The organism is Aurantiacibacter suaedae (assembly GCF_005434915.1).
Taxonomy (GTDB): domain Bacteria; phylum Pseudomonadota; class Alphaproteobacteria; order Sphingomonadales; family Sphingomonadaceae; genus Alteraurantiacibacter; species Alteraurantiacibacter suaedae.
Window position 1 is genome coordinate 344,584 of the sequence record NZ_SKCG01000003.1, and the last position, 21,941, is coordinate 366,524.

18 protein-coding genes are annotated in these 21,941 nt (G+C 59.4%); 10 read left to right on the forward strand and 8 right to left on the reverse strand.

All coding sequences use genetic code 11. The features are described from left to right. Positions 1–21: 21 nt before the first annotated feature. Positions 22–1,188 (forward strand): alpha/beta fold hydrolase, encoded by a 1,167-nt coding sequence (locus tag E0473_RS12700; RefSeq protein WP_161981591.1) that lies wholly within the window; start codon positions 22–24, stop codon positions 1,186–1,188. 20 nt (positions 1,189–1,208) lie between these two features. Here the strand turns inward: E0473_RS12700 and E0473_RS12705 are convergent, their stop codons facing one another. Both E0473_RS12705 and E0473_RS12710 read right to left on the reverse strand, forming a co-directional pair. Then, positions 1,209–1,871 (reverse strand): TetR/AcrR family transcriptional regulator, encoded by a 663-nt coding sequence (locus E0473_RS12705; protein ID WP_161981592.1) that lies wholly within the window; start codon positions 1,869–1,871, stop codon positions 1,209–1,211. A gap of 100 nt (positions 1,872–1,971) precedes the next feature. Then, positions 1,972–3,465: an alpha/beta hydrolase domain-containing protein gene (locus E0473_RS12710; protein ID WP_137681255.1), complete on the reverse strand. Its 1,494-nt coding sequence runs from the start codon at positions 3,463–3,465 to the stop codon at positions 1,972–1,974. Between the two features lie 278 nt (positions 3,466–3,743). On the opposite strand from E0473_RS12710, the gene E0473_RS12715 reads away from it, so the two are divergent. The 7 genes from E0473_RS12715 to E0473_RS12745 all read left to right on the forward strand — a co-directional run bounded on the left by E0473_RS12715 (position 3,744) and on the right by E0473_RS12745 (position 14,620). After that, positions 3,744–5,366 carry a carboxylesterase/lipase family protein gene (locus E0473_RS12715; protein ID WP_206663441.1) on the forward strand — a complete coding sequence of 541 codons (1,623 nt, stop codon included), beginning with the start codon at positions 3,744–3,746 and terminating at the stop codon, positions 5,364–5,366. Between the two features lie 55 nt (positions 5,367–5,421). After that, the gene (locus E0473_RS12720; protein ID WP_137681257.1) at positions 5,422–6,891 is read left to right on the forward strand and encodes an amidase; all 1,470 of its coding nucleotides are present in this window, start codon (positions 5,422–5,424) and stop codon (positions 6,889–6,891) included. Positions 6,892–7,212: 321 nt separating this feature from the next. Beyond that, positions 7,213–8,910 carry an amidohydrolase gene (locus tag E0473_RS12725; RefSeq protein WP_206663442.1) on the forward strand — a complete coding sequence of 566 codons (1,698 nt, stop codon included), beginning with the start codon at positions 7,213–7,215 and terminating at the stop codon, positions 8,908–8,910. Positions 8,911–8,980: 70 nt separating this feature from the next. Further along, positions 8,981–11,380: a TonB-dependent receptor gene (locus tag E0473_RS12730; protein ID WP_137681259.1), complete on the forward strand. Its 2,400-nt coding sequence runs from the start codon at positions 8,981–8,983 to the stop codon at positions 11,378–11,380. Between the two features lie 275 nt (positions 11,381–11,655). After that, complete coding sequence (locus E0473_RS12735) at positions 11,656–12,807, forward strand: ornithine cyclodeaminase family protein (protein WP_137681260.1); 1,152 nt, start codon at positions 11,656–11,658, stop codon at positions 12,805–12,807. Positions 12,808–12,848: 41 nt separating this feature from the next. Beyond that, positions 12,849–13,274, forward strand: a complete 426-nt coding sequence (locus E0473_RS12740; RefSeq protein ID WP_137681261.1) for a RidA family protein — start codon at positions 12,849–12,851, stop codon at positions 13,272–13,274. A 41-nt stretch (positions 13,275–13,315) separates the two neighbouring features. After that, the gene (locus tag E0473_RS12745; RefSeq protein ID WP_241657500.1) at positions 13,316–14,620 is read left to right on the forward strand and encodes an NAD(P)/FAD-dependent oxidoreductase; all 1,305 of its coding nucleotides are present in this window, start codon (positions 13,316–13,318) and stop codon (positions 14,618–14,620) included. 94 nt (positions 14,621–14,714) lie between these two features. Here the strand turns inward: E0473_RS12745 and E0473_RS12750 are convergent, their stop codons facing one another. From E0473_RS12750 to E0473_RS12775, 6 genes are read right to left on the reverse strand one after another with little or no spacing between them, the layout of a single operon-like run. Next, the gene (locus E0473_RS12750) at positions 14,715–15,728 is read right to left on the reverse strand and encodes a fumarylacetoacetate hydrolase family protein (protein ID WP_137681262.1); all 1,014 of its coding nucleotides are present in this window, start codon (positions 15,726–15,728) and stop codon (positions 14,715–14,717) included. Positions 15,729–15,733: 5 nt separating this feature from the next. Continuing rightward, positions 15,734–16,375, reverse strand: a complete 642-nt coding sequence (gene maiA, locus E0473_RS12755) for a maleylacetoacetate isomerase (RefSeq protein WP_137681263.1) — start codon at positions 16,373–16,375, stop codon at positions 15,734–15,736. Then, positions 16,372–16,944 carry a VOC family protein gene (locus tag E0473_RS12760; RefSeq protein ID WP_170308144.1) on the reverse strand — a complete coding sequence of 191 codons (573 nt, stop codon included), beginning with the start codon at positions 16,942–16,944 and terminating at the stop codon, positions 16,372–16,374. The genes maiA and E0473_RS12760 overlap by 4 nt, the downstream gene beginning before the upstream one ends. Position 16,945: 1 nt before the next feature. Next, positions 16,946–17,143 carry a DUF2783 domain-containing protein gene (locus tag E0473_RS12765; RefSeq protein WP_137681264.1) on the reverse strand — a complete coding sequence of 66 codons (198 nt, stop codon included), beginning with the start codon at positions 17,141–17,143 and terminating at the stop codon, positions 16,946–16,948. After that, on the reverse strand, positions 17,140–18,747 hold the full coding sequence (locus E0473_RS12770; protein ID WP_137681265.1) for an FAD-dependent oxidoreductase: 1,608 nt from the start codon (positions 18,745–18,747) through the stop codon (positions 17,140–17,142). The genes E0473_RS12765 and E0473_RS12770 overlap by 4 nt, the downstream gene beginning before the upstream one ends. Before the next feature lie 26 nt (positions 18,748–18,773). Further along, entirely contained in the window at positions 18,774–19,733 is a 960-nt protein-coding gene (locus tag E0473_RS12775) for an MBL fold metallo-hydrolase (protein WP_206663443.1), read from the reverse strand. 209 nt (positions 19,734–19,942) lie between these two features. Here E0473_RS12775 and E0473_RS12780 point away from each other — a divergent pair, with 209 nt between their 5' ends. Further along, positions 19,943–20,491, forward strand: a complete 549-nt coding sequence (locus E0473_RS12780; RefSeq protein WP_137681266.1) for a MarR family winged helix-turn-helix transcriptional regulator — start codon at positions 19,943–19,945, stop codon at positions 20,489–20,491. Between the two features lie 15 nt (positions 20,492–20,506). Then, positions 20,507–21,937 carry an aldehyde dehydrogenase family protein gene (locus E0473_RS12785; RefSeq protein ID WP_206663444.1) on the forward strand — a complete coding sequence of 477 codons (1,431 nt, stop codon included), beginning with the start codon at positions 20,507–20,509 and terminating at the stop codon, positions 21,935–21,937. The last annotated feature ends 4 nt before the right edge of the window (positions 21,938–21,941 follow it).

Sequence of the window (21,941 nt, forward strand, 5' to 3'; positions counted from 1 at the left end):
TTGTTTACCTCCGTCGCCCTGATGCTTGCGACGACCATGCCGGCTGCGGCTCAGGAGAGCACTGCTCCGCAAGGCTCAGCGCTGGAGGCGCAGCGTGCCAACGCACTGCCGCTAACATCGTTTTACGATCCTGACGGTGCCGACCTGTCCGTGCCGGGAAAGCTTATCCGCACCGAAGCCGGGATGGGCTACGACCTGCCTCACGGGATCGTTGCGACGCGCATTGCCTATTCCTCTCGCGATGCGAGCGGCGTTCCGGTGATGACCACCGGCGTGGTGCTGCAACCGCCCGGCGAAGCGCCCGAAGGCGGTTGGCCGGTTATCGCCTGGGGCCACGGGACGGCAGGCGTGGCGCGCCCGTGTGCGCCCTCGCTGATGAAAGACTTGTATTATGGCTGGGACGGCATCTTCATCTACCCGCTGATGGGTTATGCGGTGGTTGCCACGGACTATTCCGGGTTGGGAACGCCGGGCCCGCACCAACTGCTCGCACTCGAAGCGCAGGGGCAGGATGTCATCAATTCGGTGCCAGCCGCGCGCGCCGCGGTGCCAACACTTGGCGATGATTGGGTGATGGTCGGCCATTCACAGGGCGGCGCCACAGCGATCCAGGTGTCCGCCATGGAGCACGGGATCGACGACCCGACCTATCTGGGTGCGATCTCGATTGCGCCGGCAACGGATTATCACGCGATGTGGAAGCTGTTTCCGGATGGAATGGCCAGCGGGGGCATGGCGCTGGTGGCTGCTGGCATCAGAGCGGCAGATCCTTCCTTCGATCCGGAGACGATGGTGGGGCCGCAGATTGCGGAAGTGTTGCCGGAGCTTGAGCAGGAAGCCTGCTTCGGCGCGGCGATGGAGCTTGTCGCCAGCCTGCCCGGCGCGCGACAGCCCAGCAATTGGCCCGATGCGCCCGGCGTGCGGCGCTTCACCGACGCAAACCGCCCTTATCTCCAGCCCGGGCGAGGGCCACTGCTGGTGTTGCTGGGCGAAAACGACCCCGCGATCCCGCTGGACATCACCAAACGCGCCATCGGTGAGCGTTGCAAGCTTCAGGACGAGGTTTCGCTCGAGACCTATCCCGGGATGGATCATGCCCAGGTGATCCATGCCTCCTTCCCGCGCCAGCTGGAGTGGATCGCTGATCGGTTTGCGGGGCGCCCTGCCGAGCGTAACTGTCCGGGCTGATCCGAAACCCGCGTGAAGCGTCAGCCTTCGCCGGCCGCGCGGTCAAGCGCGTGGTTTATCGCAAGGACGAAATAGCGCGCCGTCTCGTGTGCAAACTGCTCTTGTGAAAGATCGGTGCCCGAATAATCGTGCGCCAGGCTCGTCGTCAGATGGCCATGCAGCCAGAGGAACACAAACTCCAGCCGCGATATCTCATCTCGTAATAGCGGGGTCTGCCGCTCGGCTGCGAGCCGCTCAAAATACCGACCGGATACGTAGCGACCAAACGCGATGATCGGCTTCCAGATATCTTTGCCGGCGAGATGGTAGCGCATCGCTGTTCTCAGTAGTCCAGCATGTTCGCGATAGTTGGCCAGCGCGCCGCGGGCTATCGCTTCCGGCAGATCGGCGGTCGCCGTTTGCGCGAATGTTCGGTCCACGCCCTCGCGTCTTTTCTCCAGCATGTTGTGGATCAAGGCGGCAAACAGCACGTCCTTGCTGCCGAAGCGATGATAGAAGGAACCGATAGAACATCCTGCCGCATCGCTCAGGTCGCGGATCGAGATGTCGTCGAAATCCTTCGTCCGGGTCAATTGCGTGGCCGCAGACATGAACCGGTCATGCGTCCGCAATGCCCGCTCCTGAACTGGCGGGCGAACGCACAAGGCACTTTCATGGTCTGCGGAAAACCGGGAAATCTCCATTGCGCAATTGTAGACCATGGCAATTTGTAGCTGCAAGGCTCATCGATTTCGCGGGCAGGGCATCATGCATGAAGTCGGCGACGCCCCCGCTTGCGGCCTCTCAGTCATTCATCAAGGAGGCTGCGTCAGACGCCTGACGCAGCAGCGCCTGACCATCCTCCGGTTCGATCCACCGCTCGGCTATCAAACTATCGACGCTCTGGCGAAAACGTGAAAGATAAGCCTCTCGCGTGGGGTAGAGCGCTTCGAGAACGTCCGCAGTAAATGGCTTGCGGTAACCCCACAGCTCGCAAATGCCGGGGCCGGTCATGCGATGGTAGTAGCGCGCGACGGGCACATCGACCTGCGGAGTGCGCACGCCGCCAAGGGCGTTTCCGAATTCATCCGTCAGCACCTGCGCATCGGGCGTGCCGGGTTTATCCACCTCAAGCGGTTCGCCGCGAGGCGGGGGCACGCCCTCGCGCGACCAGCGATCAAGGTTGCGGAACGCTCCGCTCAGCAACATCGCGAAGGGTACATCGTTGCCGGGCATGTCTTGCTCCTGGCAAGCATTGGCATTGTCGAAGACTGCGCCGCTTGTTCTGGCGGCATCGATGGGCGAGGGGCTTCCAGCTTCGCCGCCTTCGTGAATGTGCGAGGCGCCAGCCACCTCGTATCCGCGGAACAGATCGGGCCCCAGATCGCTGTCGGGTCGGCGCCGCAGCGAGCCAATTTCCGATTCCGAAACCATCACGATGACCGGCACGCCAACGTCCGCAATCCTCATTCGCGGATCGTCAGTCGGCAGCGGATTTGCACATTGGTTAAGGGGAGTGCCAGGTCCACTGGCAACCGCAGCAAGGTAGCCATCGTAAAGCGGGGTTCGGTCTTGGCCGAGCGCGTACTGATGGATGAAATTCGCATAGGTGAGGACAAAGGCCCCGGACTGGGAATCGCCCGCCATGTACATGCGCGAGACATCGAAGCCCGCTAGCGGCCCGCCGTGCTTTCCATTTCTTGCCAGCGCCGCCACCTGGCTAAGCACATCCCAGATGAGCCCATTCTCTGTCGCAGGTGAAGATTCGGGCGGCAGTCCGCCCCGAGGCAATGGCAACTGATCTTGCCCGCATGTGAGCGAGGCCGGAACGGGATTGGGAAATTCGAGAGCCTGATAACGTCGGGAATCGAATTCCTTCAGCGTGGCAATCGCAACCGGCTTTACCGTCACACCGATCCAGATGTCCCCATTGCGGATATAGCTGGCGTGGGATTCGCCCCACATGATGGGCAGGTCATAGCGGATCGAGGGGTTCAATGGTTCGACCACCACGGTGCCGCTGAACTCTGCTGGGTGCGCGGGCCGACGTACCAGAATGCGCGTGGTATAGGGGCCTTGGGCAAGGCTTGTCAGGCTTGCTTGTTCGCCCATGTCGAAAACACGCGCCGTCCCTGTGATGAAATATTCTTCCTCGACATAGCCATGGGCCGAAAGGTCGATCGGCGAGACTGCGCGATCCGCAGCCGCCCAAGGCCATGATTTGTCCGTTACGGGGATGGCATTGGTCGCTTCGGGGATCGGGACTACCGCAGGAGCGACCCGAACAGCCTCCTGCATCGCTGGCGGCGAAGCCAGGGCCGGTGACGCGAGAGCACAGGCAAGGGCTGCCGAAAGGGCTGGGCGTTTCAGGCTGCCCGTAGCTCGCTTGAAGATTTCCGCAATATCCATGGTGCTTCCTTCCCGCTTCGTTCGAAGTGCGCCGGCCACTGCCGAACCCGGTTGACGGATAATTAGAACATCATACTAGTATTGCAATCGGATCTCGGTCTCTAGGGTCTTTCGCCATGGCGAGGGCAGCTGTAGGCGAAAACCGGGGCAAGCAAGGGAGAATGCTGATGGCGAACCGCCGAGATTTTATGGCCCTGAGCGTTGCGTTCGCGGCATTTCCGGCCTTTTCCGGCGCGCGCGCTCAAGGTTCGCTCGGTGTCCCGGTGGAGACAGCCAGCGGCAAGATCCGTGGCTTCCTAGATGATGGCGTGAACGTGTTCCGCGGCATCCCTTATGGCACGGCAGAGCGCTTCAAGGCTGCCGTTTCACCGGAGCCATGGACGGGGGTGCGCGACATGCTCGGCTGGGGCTTCGATGCGCCGCAAGGTCGGTCTGCGCCACATCAAAACGCCTTTTCGCTCGTCGCCTCCGACAAGTCGCTTCAACAAGCGCAATCGGAAGACTGCCTGGCGCTCAACGTCTGGACCTCAACCCTCGATGCGAATGCGAGGCGGCCGGTAATGGTGTGGCTGCACGGCGGCGGCTTTGTATCCGGTTCAGCTTCGACCGCCGTTCATGACGGGCGCAATCTCGCCCGCGATGCCGAAGTTGTGGTGGTGAGCCTCAATCATCGCTTGAACGTGCTGGGTTTTACTCACCTCGACGATCCAGAGTTTGCCGATTCCGGCAATGCCGGAATGCTCGACATCACCCTGGCTTTGCGCTGGGTGCAGGAGAACATTGCCCGGTTTGGCGGCGATCCGGATAACGTCACGGTGTTTGGCTATTCGGGCGGAGGGCAGAAGGTGTCCACCTTGCTGGCGATGCCCGGCGCGCGCGGTCTGTTTCACAAGGCGATTGTGCAAAGCGGGCAAAATCCGCTGCTCCTGTCGCGCGACCAGGCCGCGGGGAACACCCGCGCACTCTATGCTGAGCTGGGCCTCACGCAAGGCGATGCCAGAGGCCTGCAATCGGTGGCGCTGCCCTCGCTGATGGCCGCGTTTTCGCGTGTCTGGACCGCCCCGCCGCGGCAGACGTGGGGGTTTCCCGCCCGCTTCTCGCCATTGGTCGATGGCCGCATCGTACCGGCCCACCCCTACGAAGCGGTGGACCTTTCGGCGGATGTTCCCCTCATCATCGGCAGCATGCGAGAGGAAATGGCCGGCTTCACGCTCATGATGGATCCTGAGGCCTTCCGGATGAGCCTGGCGGATCTTGCGGCAAGGCTGGAGCCGTATATGGGCACGGAAACGGCGCAGGTCATCGAGGGCTACCGGGCGATCTATCCCGACTTCTCTCCTTGGGATCTTTACGCGCTGATCTCCGCTGATGCGCCCACCCGGATCAACTCGATACTTATCGCGGAAAGGCGCCATGCCCTCGGCGCTGCCCCCACGTTCATGTACCGGGTCGATTGGCAGACCCGGGTATTTGACGGTCTGATGAAGGCCCCCCATGGTCTGGAAGTGCCTTTGGTTTTCAGGAACGTGGAGGAGGATAGCGGCCTTAACGGAGGCGGCGAGGATGCGTTTGCTCTATCGCAGGACCTGAGCGATGCCTGGGTGAGCTTCGCGCGTTCCGGTCGCCCCGACACGCCGCGCCATCCATGGCCAGCATATGATTCCTCAACCCGGTCGACGATGTTGTTCGACCGGCAAACGCGCGTTGAAAGCGATCCGGGCGCCGCAGAGCGCCGCTTGCTTGACGGGTTTGCCCGGCGCCAGCTTGCCGAGGCTAGCCGCGCAACATGATGTTCAAGCTTGCCGGTGTGAAATATCCACGCGGGCGGTATGAGTGGAGCATGCGATGATTTCCAAGGAAAACGAACAGCCGATCTACTATCAGACCGCCACGGACTTGCTTGAAAAGTTGGGAAGTGGCGCGATCAGCAGCGTTGAACTGACCGAGCAATTCATTGCGCGGATCGAGGCGCTGAACCCGGTTATCAACGCCGTCGTCGTGCAAACCTTCGATGATGCCCGAACCGAAGCTCGTGCAGCGGATGCCGCAAGGCACGAGGGACGCCCGCTCGGCGCGCTGCACGGTCTGCCGATGACTATAAAGGAGAGTTTCGGCCTTGCTGGGACGCCTACCACTTTCGGCATCCCCGACTTTGCGCAGAACATCGCCGCCGCAGACTCCGAAGCTGTTGCTCGCTTGCGTGCGGCAGGGGCGATCATTCTTGGAAAAACTAATGTCCCTCCTGCTCTGATGGACGGTCAGAGCGTCAACCCGATCTATGGTCGCACGGTAAATCCATGGGATACTGATCGAACGCCCGGCGGCTCTTCAGGTGGCTCGGCTGCCGCGCTCGCGACTGGCTTTTCAGCACTCGACTATGGCAGCGACATCGCATCTTCGATCCGCAATCCTGCGCATTATTGCGGGCTCTATGGGCACAAACCGAGCTTCGGGCTGTCGCCTTCCGGGGGGCATACGCTGGGAGAACACGACCTTGCCCCGGATATCGGCGTAACTGGTCCCCTAGCGCGCAGTGCCTTCGATCTTGAGCTGGCGCTTAGCGTGGTGGCCGGGCCCGAAGGCCCCATGGCCACCGCCTACCGGCTTGAACTTCCCACCCCACGTCGCTCCCGGCTCGAAGATTATCGGGTAGCGCTTGTAAGCAACGACGACTTCGCCGAAGTCGATGGGGAAGTCGGAAGCCAGATCGAGGCGCTGGGTGACTTCCTGGAAAAGGAAGGGGTGCACGTTTCCCGCGCTGCGCGCCCCGCGTTCGATAGCCAGGAGCTCCACGCGCTTTATCTTGTGCTGCTTCGCGCCGCGACGGCCAATACCGTAAGCGATGAAGAGTTTGCGGCTGCGCAATCGGCTGCGGGCGGTGCAGGATTGTATGCACGGGATATGGCCACGCTGAACGCATATGGGGTATCGCTATCCCACCGTGATTGGTTGCGTCTGCATGCGGAGCGGGAGCGGCTGCGGCGCGCGTGGCGTGCATTCTTTGACGATCATGACCTGATGCTTTGTCCGCCGCTATCGACGGCGGCCTTTCCGCACAGCGATGTCGCTCCACAAGCCCGCAGATTGGAGGTGAACGGACGTGACTTTCCATTTGAGAACCAACTGTTCTGGGCTGCCTATGCCGGCCTGCCATATCTGCCCGCCACCGTTGCGCCGATAGGGCTAACCCAATCCGGCCTGCCCGTCGGCGTCCAAATCATCGGTGCAGACTTCCGCGACCTCGAATGCATCCACTTCGCGCAGTTGCTTGAGACGCGTTATCGAAGCTTTGTCGCTCCGCCGCGTTTTCCCTAGGCTTCGTTGAAACACGCTTTCGCGTTCGGCCTGATGTCAACTCGACGGTAGTTGGGCCGGTGGGTGAGCTGCGGGGTGCGCAGTGCATTCCCGGGATTCCCAAATTGGCCTAAGATGCCAAGCTGGGGCAAACTTCTCTACTCACTATGCAAGCAGAAAAGTTCTTAGGCTCAAGCTGGAGAATTTATTCGCAGCCGGCGGGTAAAGTCTGCGGCCTCAGCAAGGCTGGATAGTTCCTTGCTTCACAAAGCCAAGTTCTTGGACCGGGGGGTCGCTCGAAACTTTTCGATCGACTGAGTAATGACCTTGTGGGGGTGGACCATGCATTTCAAGAAACTTCTTCTGGCCGGAATTTTTCCGCTTCTGGCGGTGCCTGCTCACGCGCAATTCAACCAGCCCAACGAATATCCTCTTCCGAGCGCCGATCTGGTGATCGAGGATGCCAAGATCTACACGCCTAACGGCTGGGCTAACACAATGGCCATTTCCGATGGCGTGATCGTCGCTGTGGGAAGTGAAGGCGATATCGCTCCTTACCGCACTGTTTCGACCATGGTTCTGGACCTTGACGGGCGCATGGTCATGCCCGGATTGCACGATATGCACGTGCATCCGATGGGTGCAGGAATGGCTCAATCGGCCTGCGATATTCCTCACGGATCGAACGCCGAGGCCGCCCTCTCCGTGGTGCGCGAATGTGCCGAAGCGGCAGAGCCCGGCGCATGGATAACCGGCGGCGGTTACGACAACAATTCGCTCGGGGTGCCTCCGACCCGCGAGTTGCTGGATCAGGTCTCGCCTGACAATCCGGTTTTGTTGCGCGATATTAGTGGGCACACCGCTTGGGGAAATTCGCCGGCCTTGGCGATCGCCGGGATCGACGCCAGCACGCGCGATCCCGAAGGTGGCATCATTGAGCGAGATGAGAGCGGCGAGCCGACGGGCGTGCTGCGCGAATCGGCCGGTTCGCTGGTTTCCGGGCGCATTCCCGAGCCTTCGGTGGAGGAGGGTGCCGCGGCGCTGGCGTGGTCGCTCGGCGAGATGGCCTCTTTCGGGATCACGGCATTCGACGACGCAGGCGTATCGGAGACGACGGCGAGGGCATACGACCTCCTTGCCGACAGAGGTGATCTGGACTTGCGCGTGCGTGGCTGTCTCTGGGGCGGCGATCAAGGCCTGCTTGGCCGACACATGGAGTTCGCGCGAGAGAAATTCTCACCCACTTGCGTCAAGCTCGTTCTCGATGGCGTCCCGACCGACGGTCATACGGCGGCAATGATTGAGCCTTATGTCGATACGGGGCACGCTCAACATGATCAGACCGCCCGTGAGCGTGGGCTGCTGCTGGTCCCGCAAGATGAACTCAACAATCAGGTCGCCGAGCTCGACCGGCGCGGCTTCACGGTGAAGTTCCATGCCGCAGGCGATGCAGCTGTTCGCGCCGGATTGGATGCGATTGAATACACGCGCAAGATGAACGGTTTTTCCGGCCAGTATCACAATGTCGGCCACAACAGCTTCGTGCAGATGAGCGATATCGGTCGCGCGCGCGACATGTTCGCAAGCTTCGAGTTCTCGCCATACATCTGGTATCCGTCGCCCATCATCGGAGATATCCGGCGCGCGGTTGGCGAGGAGCGAATGGAGCGGTGGATTCCCGTCAAGGATGCGCTCGATTCCGGTGCGCTGGTCGTGCCGGGTTCGGACTGGAGCGTGGTTCCCTCAGTCAATCCCTGGATCGCGATCGAGACCTTGGTCACGCGTCAGGTGCCCGGTGGCGGTGGCGAGATGCTGGGCGCGCAGGAGCGGATCACGCTCGATCAGGCGGTGGACATCTTCACGCGCACCTCGGCCCAGCAAATGAATTTCGGCAACGCAACGGGGACGATCGAAACCGGAAAGCTGGCAGACATCATCGTCCTCGATCAAAACATCTTCGACGTGCCCATCACCAAGGTGCACGAGACAAAGGTGCTCATGACGTTCGTCGGCGGAGAGATGGTCTACAAGGCTGAATGAAGGAGACGTCTTGGCGCGATAGCGACCGATTTGATTGCCAGCGTTAAAATTTGTGAAGGAGGTCCGGGCCATGAGACTTGCCAAGTTTTTCCTCGTCGCCGCCACTGCAGCTCCCGTGGCCCTCGTGCCCCAGCTCGCTCTGGCTCAGTCAGCTTCGCAGGCCGGGCCAAGCGGCCCCGGTCGCGAAGCGGGGCCGGCAAGCTCCGGCGCTATTGGCCAGATCATCGTTACCGCGAACAAACGCGATGAGAATGTGCAGGATGTTCCGATCTCGATCACCGCATATTCCGGTGATCAGCTAAACGCCCTTGGCATTACCGACACGACTGGGATCACCGAGCAAATCCCGGCGTTGAGGGTCAACCAATGGTCGCCGAGCCTGACGATCTTCAGTCTGCGCGGCGTCTCGCAAAGCAACTTCACGGATAACCTGGAAGCGCCGGTCGCGGTATACTTCGACAATGCCTATATGGGTTCGATCAACGGTGTAAGCGGCCAACTTTTCGATATCGAACGTGTCGAGGTTCTGCGTGGGCCGCAAGGAACACTGTTCGGCCGCAATGCGACCGGCGGGCTTATTCACTATCTGTCTCGCAAGGCGGATCGCGACGCACCCAACGGATATGTCGAGGCTGGCTACGGGTCTTACAATGACGTTTTCGTCGAGGCCGCCCTCGGTGGAGCGATCGCGGAAGGGCTGCGTGTGCGCGCCGCGGGGCGTTTCGAGCAGGCCGATGGCTACGTTATCTCGACCGACACCGATCCGGACGCGGGGCTCGTCGCGAGCGGGCAGGATCTCGGCGGCAAGGACGGCTGGGCCGGGCGCATCACAGCCCAGTGGGATCTGTCTCCCGATGTACAGATAAACCTGTGGTACAAGCACGCTGAAGACAACCGCGTCGATACGGGTGGATATGTCTTCGATAACTGCGAATTTCTTGCCAATGGCTATTGCTCGGTTGATCGCACGGGCCTGACCAACAGCCAGAACGGAGTGATCAACGGAATTACCGGAGAGCCGGCGTCGCCGTTTCAGAACTTTTCCGACCGTGCAGGATATCTCGATCGGACTGTCGATATCTATCAGGCGGATCTGGAAGCAGACCTTGGAGATGTGACTGTCACATCAATCACCAACTTCACGGATTTGTATAAGGCCTATGGCGAGGATGGCGATGCTATTCCCGCACTCGTTATCAACTTTGACAACACCAACTCCTACGAACAGTTCTCGCAAGAGTTGCGCTTGTCTGGCAACGCGGACTTCATGAACTGGCAGGTCGGGGCATACTATCTCGACATGGATATGCTGGGCACGATCACCTTGCAGGGCGTGCCGGTTCTCGGTCTCGCGCTCGACGTCAATGGCGACGCGGTCGATCCGATCATCAATCAAACCTATGGGATAAACTCTGAAAACTGGTCGGTCTTCGGGCAAGCCGATTTCTTCCTTTCCGATGAGCTGACTTTCACAGCCGGCCTGCGCTATTCAGAAGATAGCAAAAACCTCGATTATCTGGCGGTGCTGAGCGACCCGGCCGTCGCTGAAGATTTGATTACCGGTTCCAGCGCAATGTTCGAAGCCACCGTTCCCGGGGTCAATGATATCGCTTATGGCGATTGGGCTGCACGCGCTGTGCTGAGCTATGAACCAAGCGAGGATCTGCTGCTGTTCGCATCCTGGAACCGCGGGATAAAGGGAGGTAACTGGTCTCTCGGCGCCGACGTAACAGCCACGGAAATCAAGCATGGTGCAGAGACGCTGAACAGTTTCGAAGCAGGTTTCAAAAGCACGCTTGCGAACGGCACTTTGCGGCTCAACGGCACGCTATATCACTATATCTACGATGATTATCAAGCGTTCGCTCTTACAAGCGCCGTGCCGTTCGTCAGCAATTCGGATGCGCACTCGACGGGCGCTGAACTGGAAGCGTTCTGGTCGCCTTCGCCCCGGTTCGATGCCGTGTTGGGCGCGACCTGGCAAACTTCCTCCATCGACGAAGTAAGAGGGGTGGGCGAACAGGTCGGCCCCGAATTCTTCCCGGGCGCGCCTGACGCCGAATATTGCGCAAATCAAGGCGGCTTCTTCTATTGCGATTATCCCGACGACATCATTGAGAACGCCGAGTTCGCCAACGCACCCCGCTTTAGCTTCAATTATCTTCTACGCTACAATGTTGATGTCGCGGGCGGAAACTTTGCGGCACAAGTGGACGGAGCTTGGTACGATGACCAATATCTCGAGGTGACAAACGGCCTTTCATCGCTGCAGCCCGCCTACAACGTCACGAACGCCTCGCTCGCATATGAGGAAGCGTCGACCGGGATCTCGGTGCAAGGCTGGGTGAAGAACTTGTTTGATAAAGAGTACCGGGCCTACACGCTCAATCTCGGCATTCTTGGCACCACGTCATTCTTCGCGCAGCCGAGAACTTATGGTGTGACAGTGCGGGTGCCGTTCGGAACCTGAGCAAGACTGGTCGCAGGAACCGGATAGGCCCGCTCGGATGGCGCTGAAAGGTTTGCACCTGCAAGTGGCTCGATCCGTAGGTTCGAGAGGTATGCCAATAATCTCTGGCAGGTCGCCAAAGGCGGGATTTTGCGCGCACTCGTGAGCCCGCGTGCCACAGATCGCCCAGTCGGTTATCAAGGGCGAATTTTCATGGCCATCTGGCCGCGATTGCAAAGCATGCAAGGTGATTACGCTAAAAAGGCGCACCGGAGAGATGGCGAAGGAATTGATCAATGCCTGAGAATGCAAGTTCGTCTGCTGCAATTGACTTTATCTATCTGAATGAAGCTCAGATGATTGAAGCTGGCGTGACCGATATGGCCAGCTGTGTGGATACGATGGAAGAGATGTTCGCCCTCTTGCACAGGGGCGATTATCGAATGCCTGGCGCGAACAACTCATCGCATGGCTCGATGATTACATTTCCCGACGACAGCCCGTTTCCCGACATGCCCAAAAACACTGCCGATCGGCGCTTTATGGCGATGCCCGCTTATCTTGGCGGCAATTTCGGGACGTCAGGCGTCAAATGGTACGGCTCCAATATCGCCAACCGGGAAAGAGGGCTTCCCCGGTCGATCCTCATGTTCATTCTCAACGACACCGATACCGGTGCGCCGCTTGCCTTCATGTCGGCGAACTTGCTTTCCGCTTACCGCACCGGCGCGATCCCGGGCGTTGGCGCGCGCCATCTGGCGCGGCACGACTCGCGAGTTGTTGGGATCTGCGGACCGGGTGTCATGGCCCGCACGTCGCTCTCGGCTTTTATGGCTACCTGCCCGGCAATCGATACGCTCAAGGTGAAAGGCCGGGGCGAGAAGAGCCTCAAGGGCTTTCTCGAATGGGTTGCCGAAACCTTTCCCCAAATCACCACCGTCGAAACCGTAACAACGGATGAGGAAGTTGTGCGCGATTGCGATATCGTGAGCTTCTGTCAGGCAAGCCAGACGGGCGATGTTTCCTTCTATCCGCGGATTGAACGCGAATGGGTGAAGCCCGGGGCGTTCTTCGCGATGCCCGCGGCGGTGAACTTTGCCGATGAATTCCTCGGAGCAGATGTTCGCAAGGTGTTCGACAACACCGGGCTCTATGAAGCGTGGATGGAAGAAGTGCCGCGCCCGGCGCACAACATCATCCCGCTGGCCGGTGTCCAGTGGCTCGATCAAGTGGAGCAGGGCAAGCTCGATCCGACCAGCCTTGAGGATCTCGGCGCGATCGTCGCCGGAGACAGCGTGGCACGTCGCAACGAGGACGAGATCATTATCCTTTCGGTGGGCGGAATGCCGGTTGAAGATGTCGCTTGGGGAACTCAGATTTATCGCAATGCGATCAAGCTCGGGATCGGCACCAAGCTCAACCTTTGGGATCAGCCCGCACTTAGGTGAGGGAAAACCGTCCCAACACAAGCATTCATGGAAAATTTCACATGACGAAAATTACCAAGGTCAAGACCGGTTCTCCCACCGAACAGCACGGGAGCTACTCTCGCCTTGTTGCGGTGGATGACTGGATCTTCGTGTCCAACACTGCTGGCCGAAATCCGGAGACAAAGCAGATACCCGAAGATCTCGCGGAACAGACCAATCAGGTGCTCGACAACATTAGCAAGGCGCTTGAGGCTGTCGGTGCGTCCCTGGCCGACGTTGTATCCGCAAAGGTGTTTATCCAGGATCCCGACGACCTTCAGGAAGTGGTGACAGCATACGGAGCAAGGATGCGGGGCATTGACCCGACATTGACGCTTACATGTCCGCCACTGGGGTTGCCGGAATACAAGGTGGAAATCGAGGTGACAGCCTATCGCGGCGCGTCTGAGGCCGAGATCGTAGAGATCGATCTCAGCGCCAAATAGCCTGGCGCTTCAAGCGTTTCAAATCTATCTGAGGGGTTCTTGTGATTAGCCAGCCTCCTGCGATCAATCCGGTAGTATCCAGCACCGCCGTGCCAAAAGCCACGGAAGTCGTCGTGATCGGAGGCGGAATTATCGGCCTGACTGCCGCGCTCACTCTGGCTGAGCGCGGCATACCGGTCACAGTACTGGAAAAGGGGCGTTTGGCAGGCGAACAATCGTCGCGCAATCTGGGCTGGGTGCGCAAGACCAATCGGGCTGCCTTGGACCTTCCACTCTCGATCGCAGCCGATCGTCTCTGGGCCGAGATGCCCCAGCGGACTGGCAAGAGTGTGGGTTTTCGTCAATCAGGCATCATGTTCACGGCCCGCACAGAGGCAGAACTTTCTCTCTATTCGCAGTGGTACGAGAACGTCGGCCGCGAGTATACCGATGCGCAGATGCTGAGCGGGAAAGAGATTGCATCTCTGGTGCCCGGTGGGCGCGAAAATTGGCTGGGGGGCATCTACACCGCGTCGGACGCTTGTGCAGAGCCGACCATGGCGGCTAGCGCGATCGCGAATGCGGCAATCGCCAAAGGTGCTGTCATCGTCGAAAACTGCGCCGCACGCTCGCTGTCGACGAGCGGGGGCAGGGTCTCCGGAGTGGTGACCGAGCATGGCGAGATTGCCTGTCAGCAGGTTATTCTGGCCAGCGGGCTTTGGAGTCGGCGGTTTCTTGGCAATATGGGCATTGATTTTCCGATGCTGCCGCTGACCGTGTCCGTGCTGCGTACCGTGCCGATGAACGGCCCTACAGAGATTGCGGTGGGAGGCCCGAACTTCTCGTTCCGCAAGGACCATACCGGCGGCTATACGATCATGCATCGCGCTGCGCTCGTGGCGCCGATTACGCTGGATAGCGTGCTGCTGGGACCGAAATACATCTCTTCCCTGAAGGCTTTCTGGAAAGCGATGCGTCTGGAGCTTGGGTCTGAGCTGTGGAACGATATCCGCACACCGCGCAAGTGGCGGAATGATGCGGTTACCCCATTCGAGGCGACACGCACGAAGAACCCGGACTATAATCCGCAGATCAATGCCGAAGCCATGCGCAACGTGGCGGCAGCCTGGCCAGCCTTCTCCGGCGCACCGATTGCAATGAACTGGGCCGGCATGATGGACATGACGCCGGATTCGCTTCCGGTGATCGACAATGTGGAGGCGGTGCCCGGGCTCAGTCTGGCCACGGGATTTTCCGGCCACGGCTTCGGCTGTTCACCTGCCGCGGGGCAGTTGGCTGCGGAGATCGCAACGGGCGCGACGCCGATCGTTGATCCGTCGCCCTATCGGTGGAGCCGTTTCAGCTAATAGATAAGCGCTGCTGGTCCGGGCCAGCAAGGCGCAAAGTTCATTGGGTCGCTGGGCGCGACGCCGCCGATGCAGCGCCGCGCCCAGCGCTGCATCATTTCGCGGCAACCACGGTCTGGTTGATGGTGCCGAAGATTGAATTGCCGTCGGCGTCATTCATGCTCACGCGGACCTTGTCGCCGACAGTCATGAACGGGGTCTTGGCCTCGCCGTCATAGATCGTCTCGATGGTGCGGATTTCGGCAATGCAGCTGTAACCCGCTCCTCCTTCGGATACGGGCTTGCCTGGCCCCCCGTCTTCACCCTTGTTGCTGATCGTGCCGCTGCCGATGATCGTCCCGGCGCCCAGCTTACGGGTTTTGGCCGCGTGGGCCACCAGATCGGCGAGGTTAAACGTGGCGTCCTGGCCGACCTCAGCCCTGCCGAAAGGCTCGTCGTTGTAATCGACCATGAGCGGGTGATGGATGACATTATCACGCCAGGCATCACCCAGTTCATCGGGTGTCACCGCAACGGGGCTGAACGCACTCGCGGGTTTTGACTGAAAGAAGCCGAAACCCTTGGCAAGCTCGCCGGGTATCAGCCCACGCAACGATACATCGTTCACGAGCATGAGCAGCTTGATGTGATCGGCGGCGTCGGCGGGAGAGCTGCCCATCGGCACGTCGTCGGTAATGCAAGCCACCTCGCCTTCCATATCGCAGCCCCAGGCTGGGTCGCCCAATGGGATGTCTTCATGCGGAGCAAGGAAGCCGTCGCTGCCACCCTGATACATCAACGGGTCGCTATAGAAACTTTCCGGAACTTCTGCATTGCGCGCCTGCCTCACCAGCTCGACGTGATTGATATAGGCCGAGCCATCAGCCCATTGGAAGGCGCGGGGAAGCGGGGATAGGGCTTGGGTCTCATCGAAGGGCTCGCTCTTCGCGGTGCCGTCCTCAAGCTCGGCGTATAAGGCTTCAAGGCGGGGGGACAATGTGGCCCAATCATCCAGCGCAACTTGAAGCGTGCTTGCAATGTGGTCGGCCGCGACGCAGCGACTCAGGTCCTTTGACACGACGACGAGTTTGCCGTCTCGGGTGCCGTCTTTCAGAGTAGCGAGTTTCATGGCGATCAGCCTTTCTTGGGAGTATCGGGTTGGTTGTCTGGATGCGCGGCAGCAAACGCCGGCAACTGCAAGCACGCGGCTTCGATCCGGGTGATGTGCGGCGATTGCGAAAGGTCGTAGTCGAAGCGCCGTGCATTATAAATTTGCGGGATGAGCACGGCTTCGAACATGCCTGGGCTATCCAGCAGAAAGTCTCCAGCCCCCAGCTGCGCAAGTCGCCGTTCGACCGGCTCGAGTGTGAGGCCAAGCAAGTGCCGATACCACTGATCGACGGCATCCTGATCCTGTTCGAACTGCGTCTTGATGTAGTGCAGAACCTTCAGATTGAGCGGCGCGTGCAGTTCAGTGGCAATGGCATAGGTGAGTTCGCGCACCGTAAACCGTGCATCGGTATCATCGGGCAATAGCGGCGGTTCGGGAAACCGCTCTTCCAGCCATTCGATAATCGCCATGCTTTGTGCGCGATCGCGCCCTTCGGCCTCCAGCATGGGAACGCCCCCAAACGGGTTGCGCGCGCGATACTGATCTTCCTTCTGCTCGGAACGAAGGAGATTGACGGGCACAAGATCGTAATCAAGGCCCTTGAGATTCAGCGCAATTCTAAGGCGATAGGAAGTCGAGCTGCGGTAGTAACCGTAGAGCTTCAATTTCCGTGTTCCTTGCGGGCAAGTTCGTGCAGCCAGTCGGCATGGCGCGGCGCCTTTTTCGTCTGACTCCATTCCTCCAGCATTAAGGGGGCTACACGTTTCAGCTCTGCATATTGTTCGTCGGTTCCTATGTCGGCGGCCAGCTCGATCCGGTGCCCATTCGGGTCGAAGAAGTAGATCGACTTGAAAATGCCGTGATGGGTGGGGCCGAGCACAGAGACGCCTTGGGCTTCGATATGCGCCTTGGCAGCCACCAATTCCTCTTCCGAACCAACCTTGAAAGCAAGGTGCTGCACCCAGGCAGGTGTATTTGTATCACGGCCCATTTCGGGCTGGTTCGGCAATTCGAAAAAAGCCAGCACGTTGCCGTTCCCCGCATCGAGGAAGACATGCATGTACGGATCGTATTCCCCTGTTGACGGGACGTGATCTTCGGCAAAGGCAGTGGTGTAATCCATGCCGAGGACTTTCGCGTACCATTCGACAGTCTGCTTGGCATCCTTGCAGCGGAAAGCGGTGTGGTGAACCCCGGCGAGCTTTATGGGGGTGTCAATTGTCTCGGTGGTCATTTCATGCCTCCGTCAAAAGCGCAGCGCGCTCTATTGCTTCGTCGATGACTTTCCTGTCACCGATGTGGTTGATCAGCAGCAGGACAAGCCGTGCGCTGGCGCGCAGGGCCTTTTCCGGCTCATGGCTTTCCAGCATTGCGATCAATTTCTCATAGATCGCGTCAGGATCTTCGAGGTTGGTTTCCAGTGTCAGGCTCATGCCTGTTCTCCCATTGCACGTGCGAGAGCGTCTGCAATCGCAGCCCCGGTTGGCTGACGAAAACGCGCCGCGACATACTGATCGGGCCTAATGAGATAGGCACCGCCGCCCTGCAGATCATACCGTTCGCGCAGCAGACCGTTGGCGGGCTCTTGTGCAATGTCGAGCACGTCGAGCCCGGAGGGAAGGTCTGCGAAAGGTGTGGTCGTCAGCAGGACGAACCGCCCTCCCAGCTTTTCCAAAAGCCAACCATTGTCCAGAGGGGCATCCAACGCCGGTGAACCGGGTGCGATACCTCCGCTCCATACATCGGCGTCGGCTGTGCTGAGTGAACTGTCAGGGTAGCTGATGGCTGTCGACAGCCGCCCAGAATTCACGAGAGCACGGGCGAACGGATGGTCTTCCGCAAGATCGAGCACTGCATCGCGGAATGCACGGCTGATATCGCTCTTGGGAGTTAGAAAATCCGTCGAGCGGGTCGAGTTGAGAATATTCTCATCGGCCGTGACGATCGCCTCGCTGTCGTAGCTTTCCAATATATCGAAAGGAGCCTTACCTTCGAGCACCAGATCGAGCTTCCAGCCGAGGTTATCTATATCTGCGAAACCGCCATTGCATCCGCGCGCGCCAAAGGGTGACACGAGGTGCGCGCTGTCGCCCGCGAAGATGACCCTGCCGTGCCAGAAGTGTTGCATCCTGCGACATTGAAAGGTGTAAACACTGTACCACTCTTCCTCGAACTCAACGTCGTCTCCGAGCATCGCGCGCACCAGAGGATTTACATTCTCCGGCTTGATGCAAGCCTCGCGATCAATGTTCCAGCCCAGCTGGAAATCGATCCGCCACACATCGTCAGGCTGCTTGTGAAGCAGAACAGACTGGCCCGGATTGAACGGCGGATCGAACCAGAACCAGCGTTCCGAAGGGCGATCTTCCTTCATCTTCACATCGGCGATGAGAAAATTGTCTTCGAAGATCCGGCCTTCGAAATCGAGCCCCATGAGATCGCGTACGCTCGACTTGTTGCCGTCACAGGCGATCAGCCATTCGGTTTCGATACGATAGGCACCATCCGCACAGTCGACAGACATGATGGCCGACTCTTCACTTGTATCGAGGGCCGTCACCTCGTGACCCCAGCGGATCTGGACGTTGGGAAGCTGCTTCAGCCGATCGAGGAGAATATCCTCCATGTGATACTGCTGGATGTTGATGAAGCCGGGCATCTTCTGGTTCTTCACCGGCAGCAGATCGAACTTGTAAACCGGGTCGCTACGGTCTTTCCAGAACACCTTGCCGATGTTCCAGCTTACCCCCTTTTCCACCGCTTGCTCGCCGCAGCCGAGGCGATCGAGAATATCGAGCGATCGCTTCGAGAAGCAAATGGCCTTCGATCCGGCGGGCACGAAATCGAAACGGCCCAGCACGATCACCTCGTGGCCGCGCTGCCCCAGATCGATGGCCATGGCCAGCCCCACCGGACCAGTGCCGACGATGACGACCCTGGCCTGCTCGAACTCCGTCTCCGGCTTCGGGCTTGGTTCAAACGCACGCCAGACAGGTATTGTCTCGCGCCAGGCTGCTTTGCCAGTTTCGACATTCATGCCGTCTTCCCCTCCAGGCCTAACGCTCAGTCCTGCAGCTGGTCCCAGACCTGCCGGTCGAGTTCCATGGTCCAGATTTCGGGCCAGTCCTTGCCGTTAAACTCGTCCCACAGGCGTTTGACGTCGAAGGGAAGGCAATGCTCGAAAATCGGCCAACGGCCATATTTCGGTTCGAGCGTACGGTGGCAGGCTTCGAATGCTTCCTTCAGCGTCCCTCCGCGCTCGTGCACGGCCTGCGTTTCGCGGATCATTGTCTTGAGGAAATCGCGCGATTGTTCGATTGCCTTGTCGGTCGCTTCAACGCCCTTGGCGACTGCGCCGCGCCCGCCAACCAGGTTTTCCGAACGGAATGCCTTGACGTTGTCGAGGGTGTGCTTGCTCCAGTCGAAGTGGAAAGCATCGCCGGTATAAAGCGCGGCTTCTGCCTCTACCAGGTCGCCGGTAAAGAGGGTTTTGGACTTCTCGTGCCACACCACGATATCGCCTGCGGTATGGCCGCGTCCGCAGAACTTGAGATCGAGATGGCCACGGTCGCCGCCCAGTTCGATCCGCATTTCGTCCTTGAACGTGATGGTCGGCCGCGTCAGGCCGGGAATGCCATCGGGCTCCTTGAAGAGCCGCGGCATACGACCGTATTCGCTGTCCCAATCTTGCTTTCCGCGCTCCTCCACCAACTGGCGCGACACGTCCGACATGATGATGTTCTCTGCCTCGAAAGCAGCGGCCCCGAGAACGCGCACGGCATGATAGTGCGTGAGAATGAGGTGCTTGATCGGCTTATCGGTCTTTTCGCGCAGCTTGGTGAGCCAATCGCGCGCCGCGGCGGGCGTTGCGCGTGCTTCGATGCAGACGACGAAATCCTCGCCCTCGATCGCGCCGACGTTCGGGTCACCTTCTGCGGTCAGGGCGTAGACACCGTCGGCCAGTGTTTCGAGGGTTTCTGACTTTTCCGTCAGGTCGGCAGATGATGCGAAGGGCTTTGCCACACTGTTTCTCCAAGGCTTTATTTCGCGCACCGAGGGCGCCGGATCCGTTTCCGCACAGCGACGTGGGGACGTTCCCGGCATGGTGGCGACTCTCACCATCTTTCTATGCGATCATCTTCTCATTTGCAACCGTTGCAAATGAGAAGATGATGCTCTTAGAGATCATGGGGTAGGCGGCCCGGCGAAGTTCGTGCGGTCATGGTTGAGAAATGAAAGGTTCCTCTGGTCGGGAGGAACTCGCCGATTATGCTTGGACGCTGCCGCCGTGGCGAGCGATGCCATTTGCGAAAGAAAGCTGCATGTTCGATCTGGAAGAATTCATCCCTTATCGCCTTTATCAGGCGACAGAAAAAAGCTCACAGAAGTTCCGGCAGGTCTACATCTCCGAATATGGCATCACACGCGCGGAATGGCGGGTTTTGTTCAACGTGGGGCTTTATGCGCCGATCGGTTCCGGTGAAATCGTAGAGCGCACATCGCTCGACAAGAGTAAGATTTCCCGGGCGGTACAGCGGCTGGTAGATCGGGAATGGCTGACCCGCAGTGACCATCTTGAAGACCGCAGGCGCCACAGGCTGGAGCTTACGAAAGAAGGAGCGCGCGTTCTCGCCGACCTTTCGGCACGCGCATCGGAACACAACCAAGCGATTATTGACCGGATCGGCCATGAAAAGGCGCGTACTCTTCTCCAGATTCTTTTTGAAATCGAAGCCATGGATTCGGCTGCCTCGCACCGTGGGGTGACAAGTTCGGACTAGGCAATAGCATGGGATATGGATGGCATGACGCAAGGCGAGCAATTTCACATGTTCGTAGACGGGCAACATAAGCAGGCGGAAGAATCGCGCGAAGTGCGAGATCCCGCCACCGGTGAGGTGATCGGTCTCGCGCCGGTGGGAACGCGATCTGACCTTGACGCGGCAGTGGCCGCGGCCAAACGCGCGCAGCCGGGCTGGGCGCAGCAGTCCGACGAGGTCCGCGCGCAGGCTTGCCGCAAGCTGGCGAATATTATCGACGATCACAGTGCCGAACTCGCGCAGCTTCTGACCAAGGAACAGGGCAAGCCGCTGAAGGGGATCGGCTCGGAGTTTGAGCTGGGAGGTTGCTCGGCCTGGCTCAATGCGACAGCGCAGCTTGCGCTTCCGGTCGAGGTCATTCAGGACGATGATGCGGCAAGGGTTGAAAAGCGCTACGTTCCTCTCGGCGTTATCGGCTCGATAACACCGTGGAACTGGCCACTTCTGATCGCTATCTGGCACATCGCGCCTTCGATCCGGGCGGGCAATACTGTGGTCATCAAGCCATCGCCTTACACCACGTTATCGACGCTCAGGATGGTCGAATTGCTCGCAGCAGCATTGCCTCAGGGCGTGCTCAATGTAGTTGCCGACGGGGAAGGGGTCGCGGAAGGGCTGACGACGCACAAGGATGTCGACAAGATCATCTTCACCGGCTCAACCGAGACGGGCAAGAAAATTATGGTAGCCGCAGCGCCAACCCTGAAGAAGCTCACGCTCGAAATGGGAGGAAACGACGCTGGTATCGTTCTGCCCGACGTCGATCCGAAGGCCGTGGCTGAAGGCATCTTCTGGGGCGCTTTCATCAACAATGGACAGACCTGCGCTGCACTGAAGCGTTTGTATGTTCACGATGATATCTATGATGAAATTTGCTCCGAACTTGCTCAATTGGCAGAAACCATGCCGATGGGCCCCGGGCTGGACGAGAGCAACGTGCTTGGCCCTATCCAGAACGAAATGCAGTTTCAAAAGGTCACCCGCCTGGCCTCGTCATCTCCCACAGAGGGCGGGCGGGTGATCACGGGCGGGGCACCACGGGAAGGGAAGGGCTTCTTCTTCCCGATCACTCTTATTGCAGATGCTCGGGAAGGCATGGCATGTGTGGACGAGGAGCAGTTCGGCCCGCTTTTGCCGATCATTCGTTTCACCGAAGTCGATGATGCGATCCGCCAGGCAAACAGCCTCGATGTCGATCTTGCGGCTTCGGTTTGGAGCAAGGACATCGACAGAGCGCTTGCCATTGCCGAGCGCCTTGTCGCCGGTACGGTCTACATCAACAAGCATGGCGAAGTCGCACCGCACATTCCCTTCGGCGGTGCGCGCTATTCCAGCATGGGTGTGGAATTTGGGATCGAAGGACTGAAGTCCTGCACCAATATCAAGGTGTACAATATCGCCAAATAGCCCG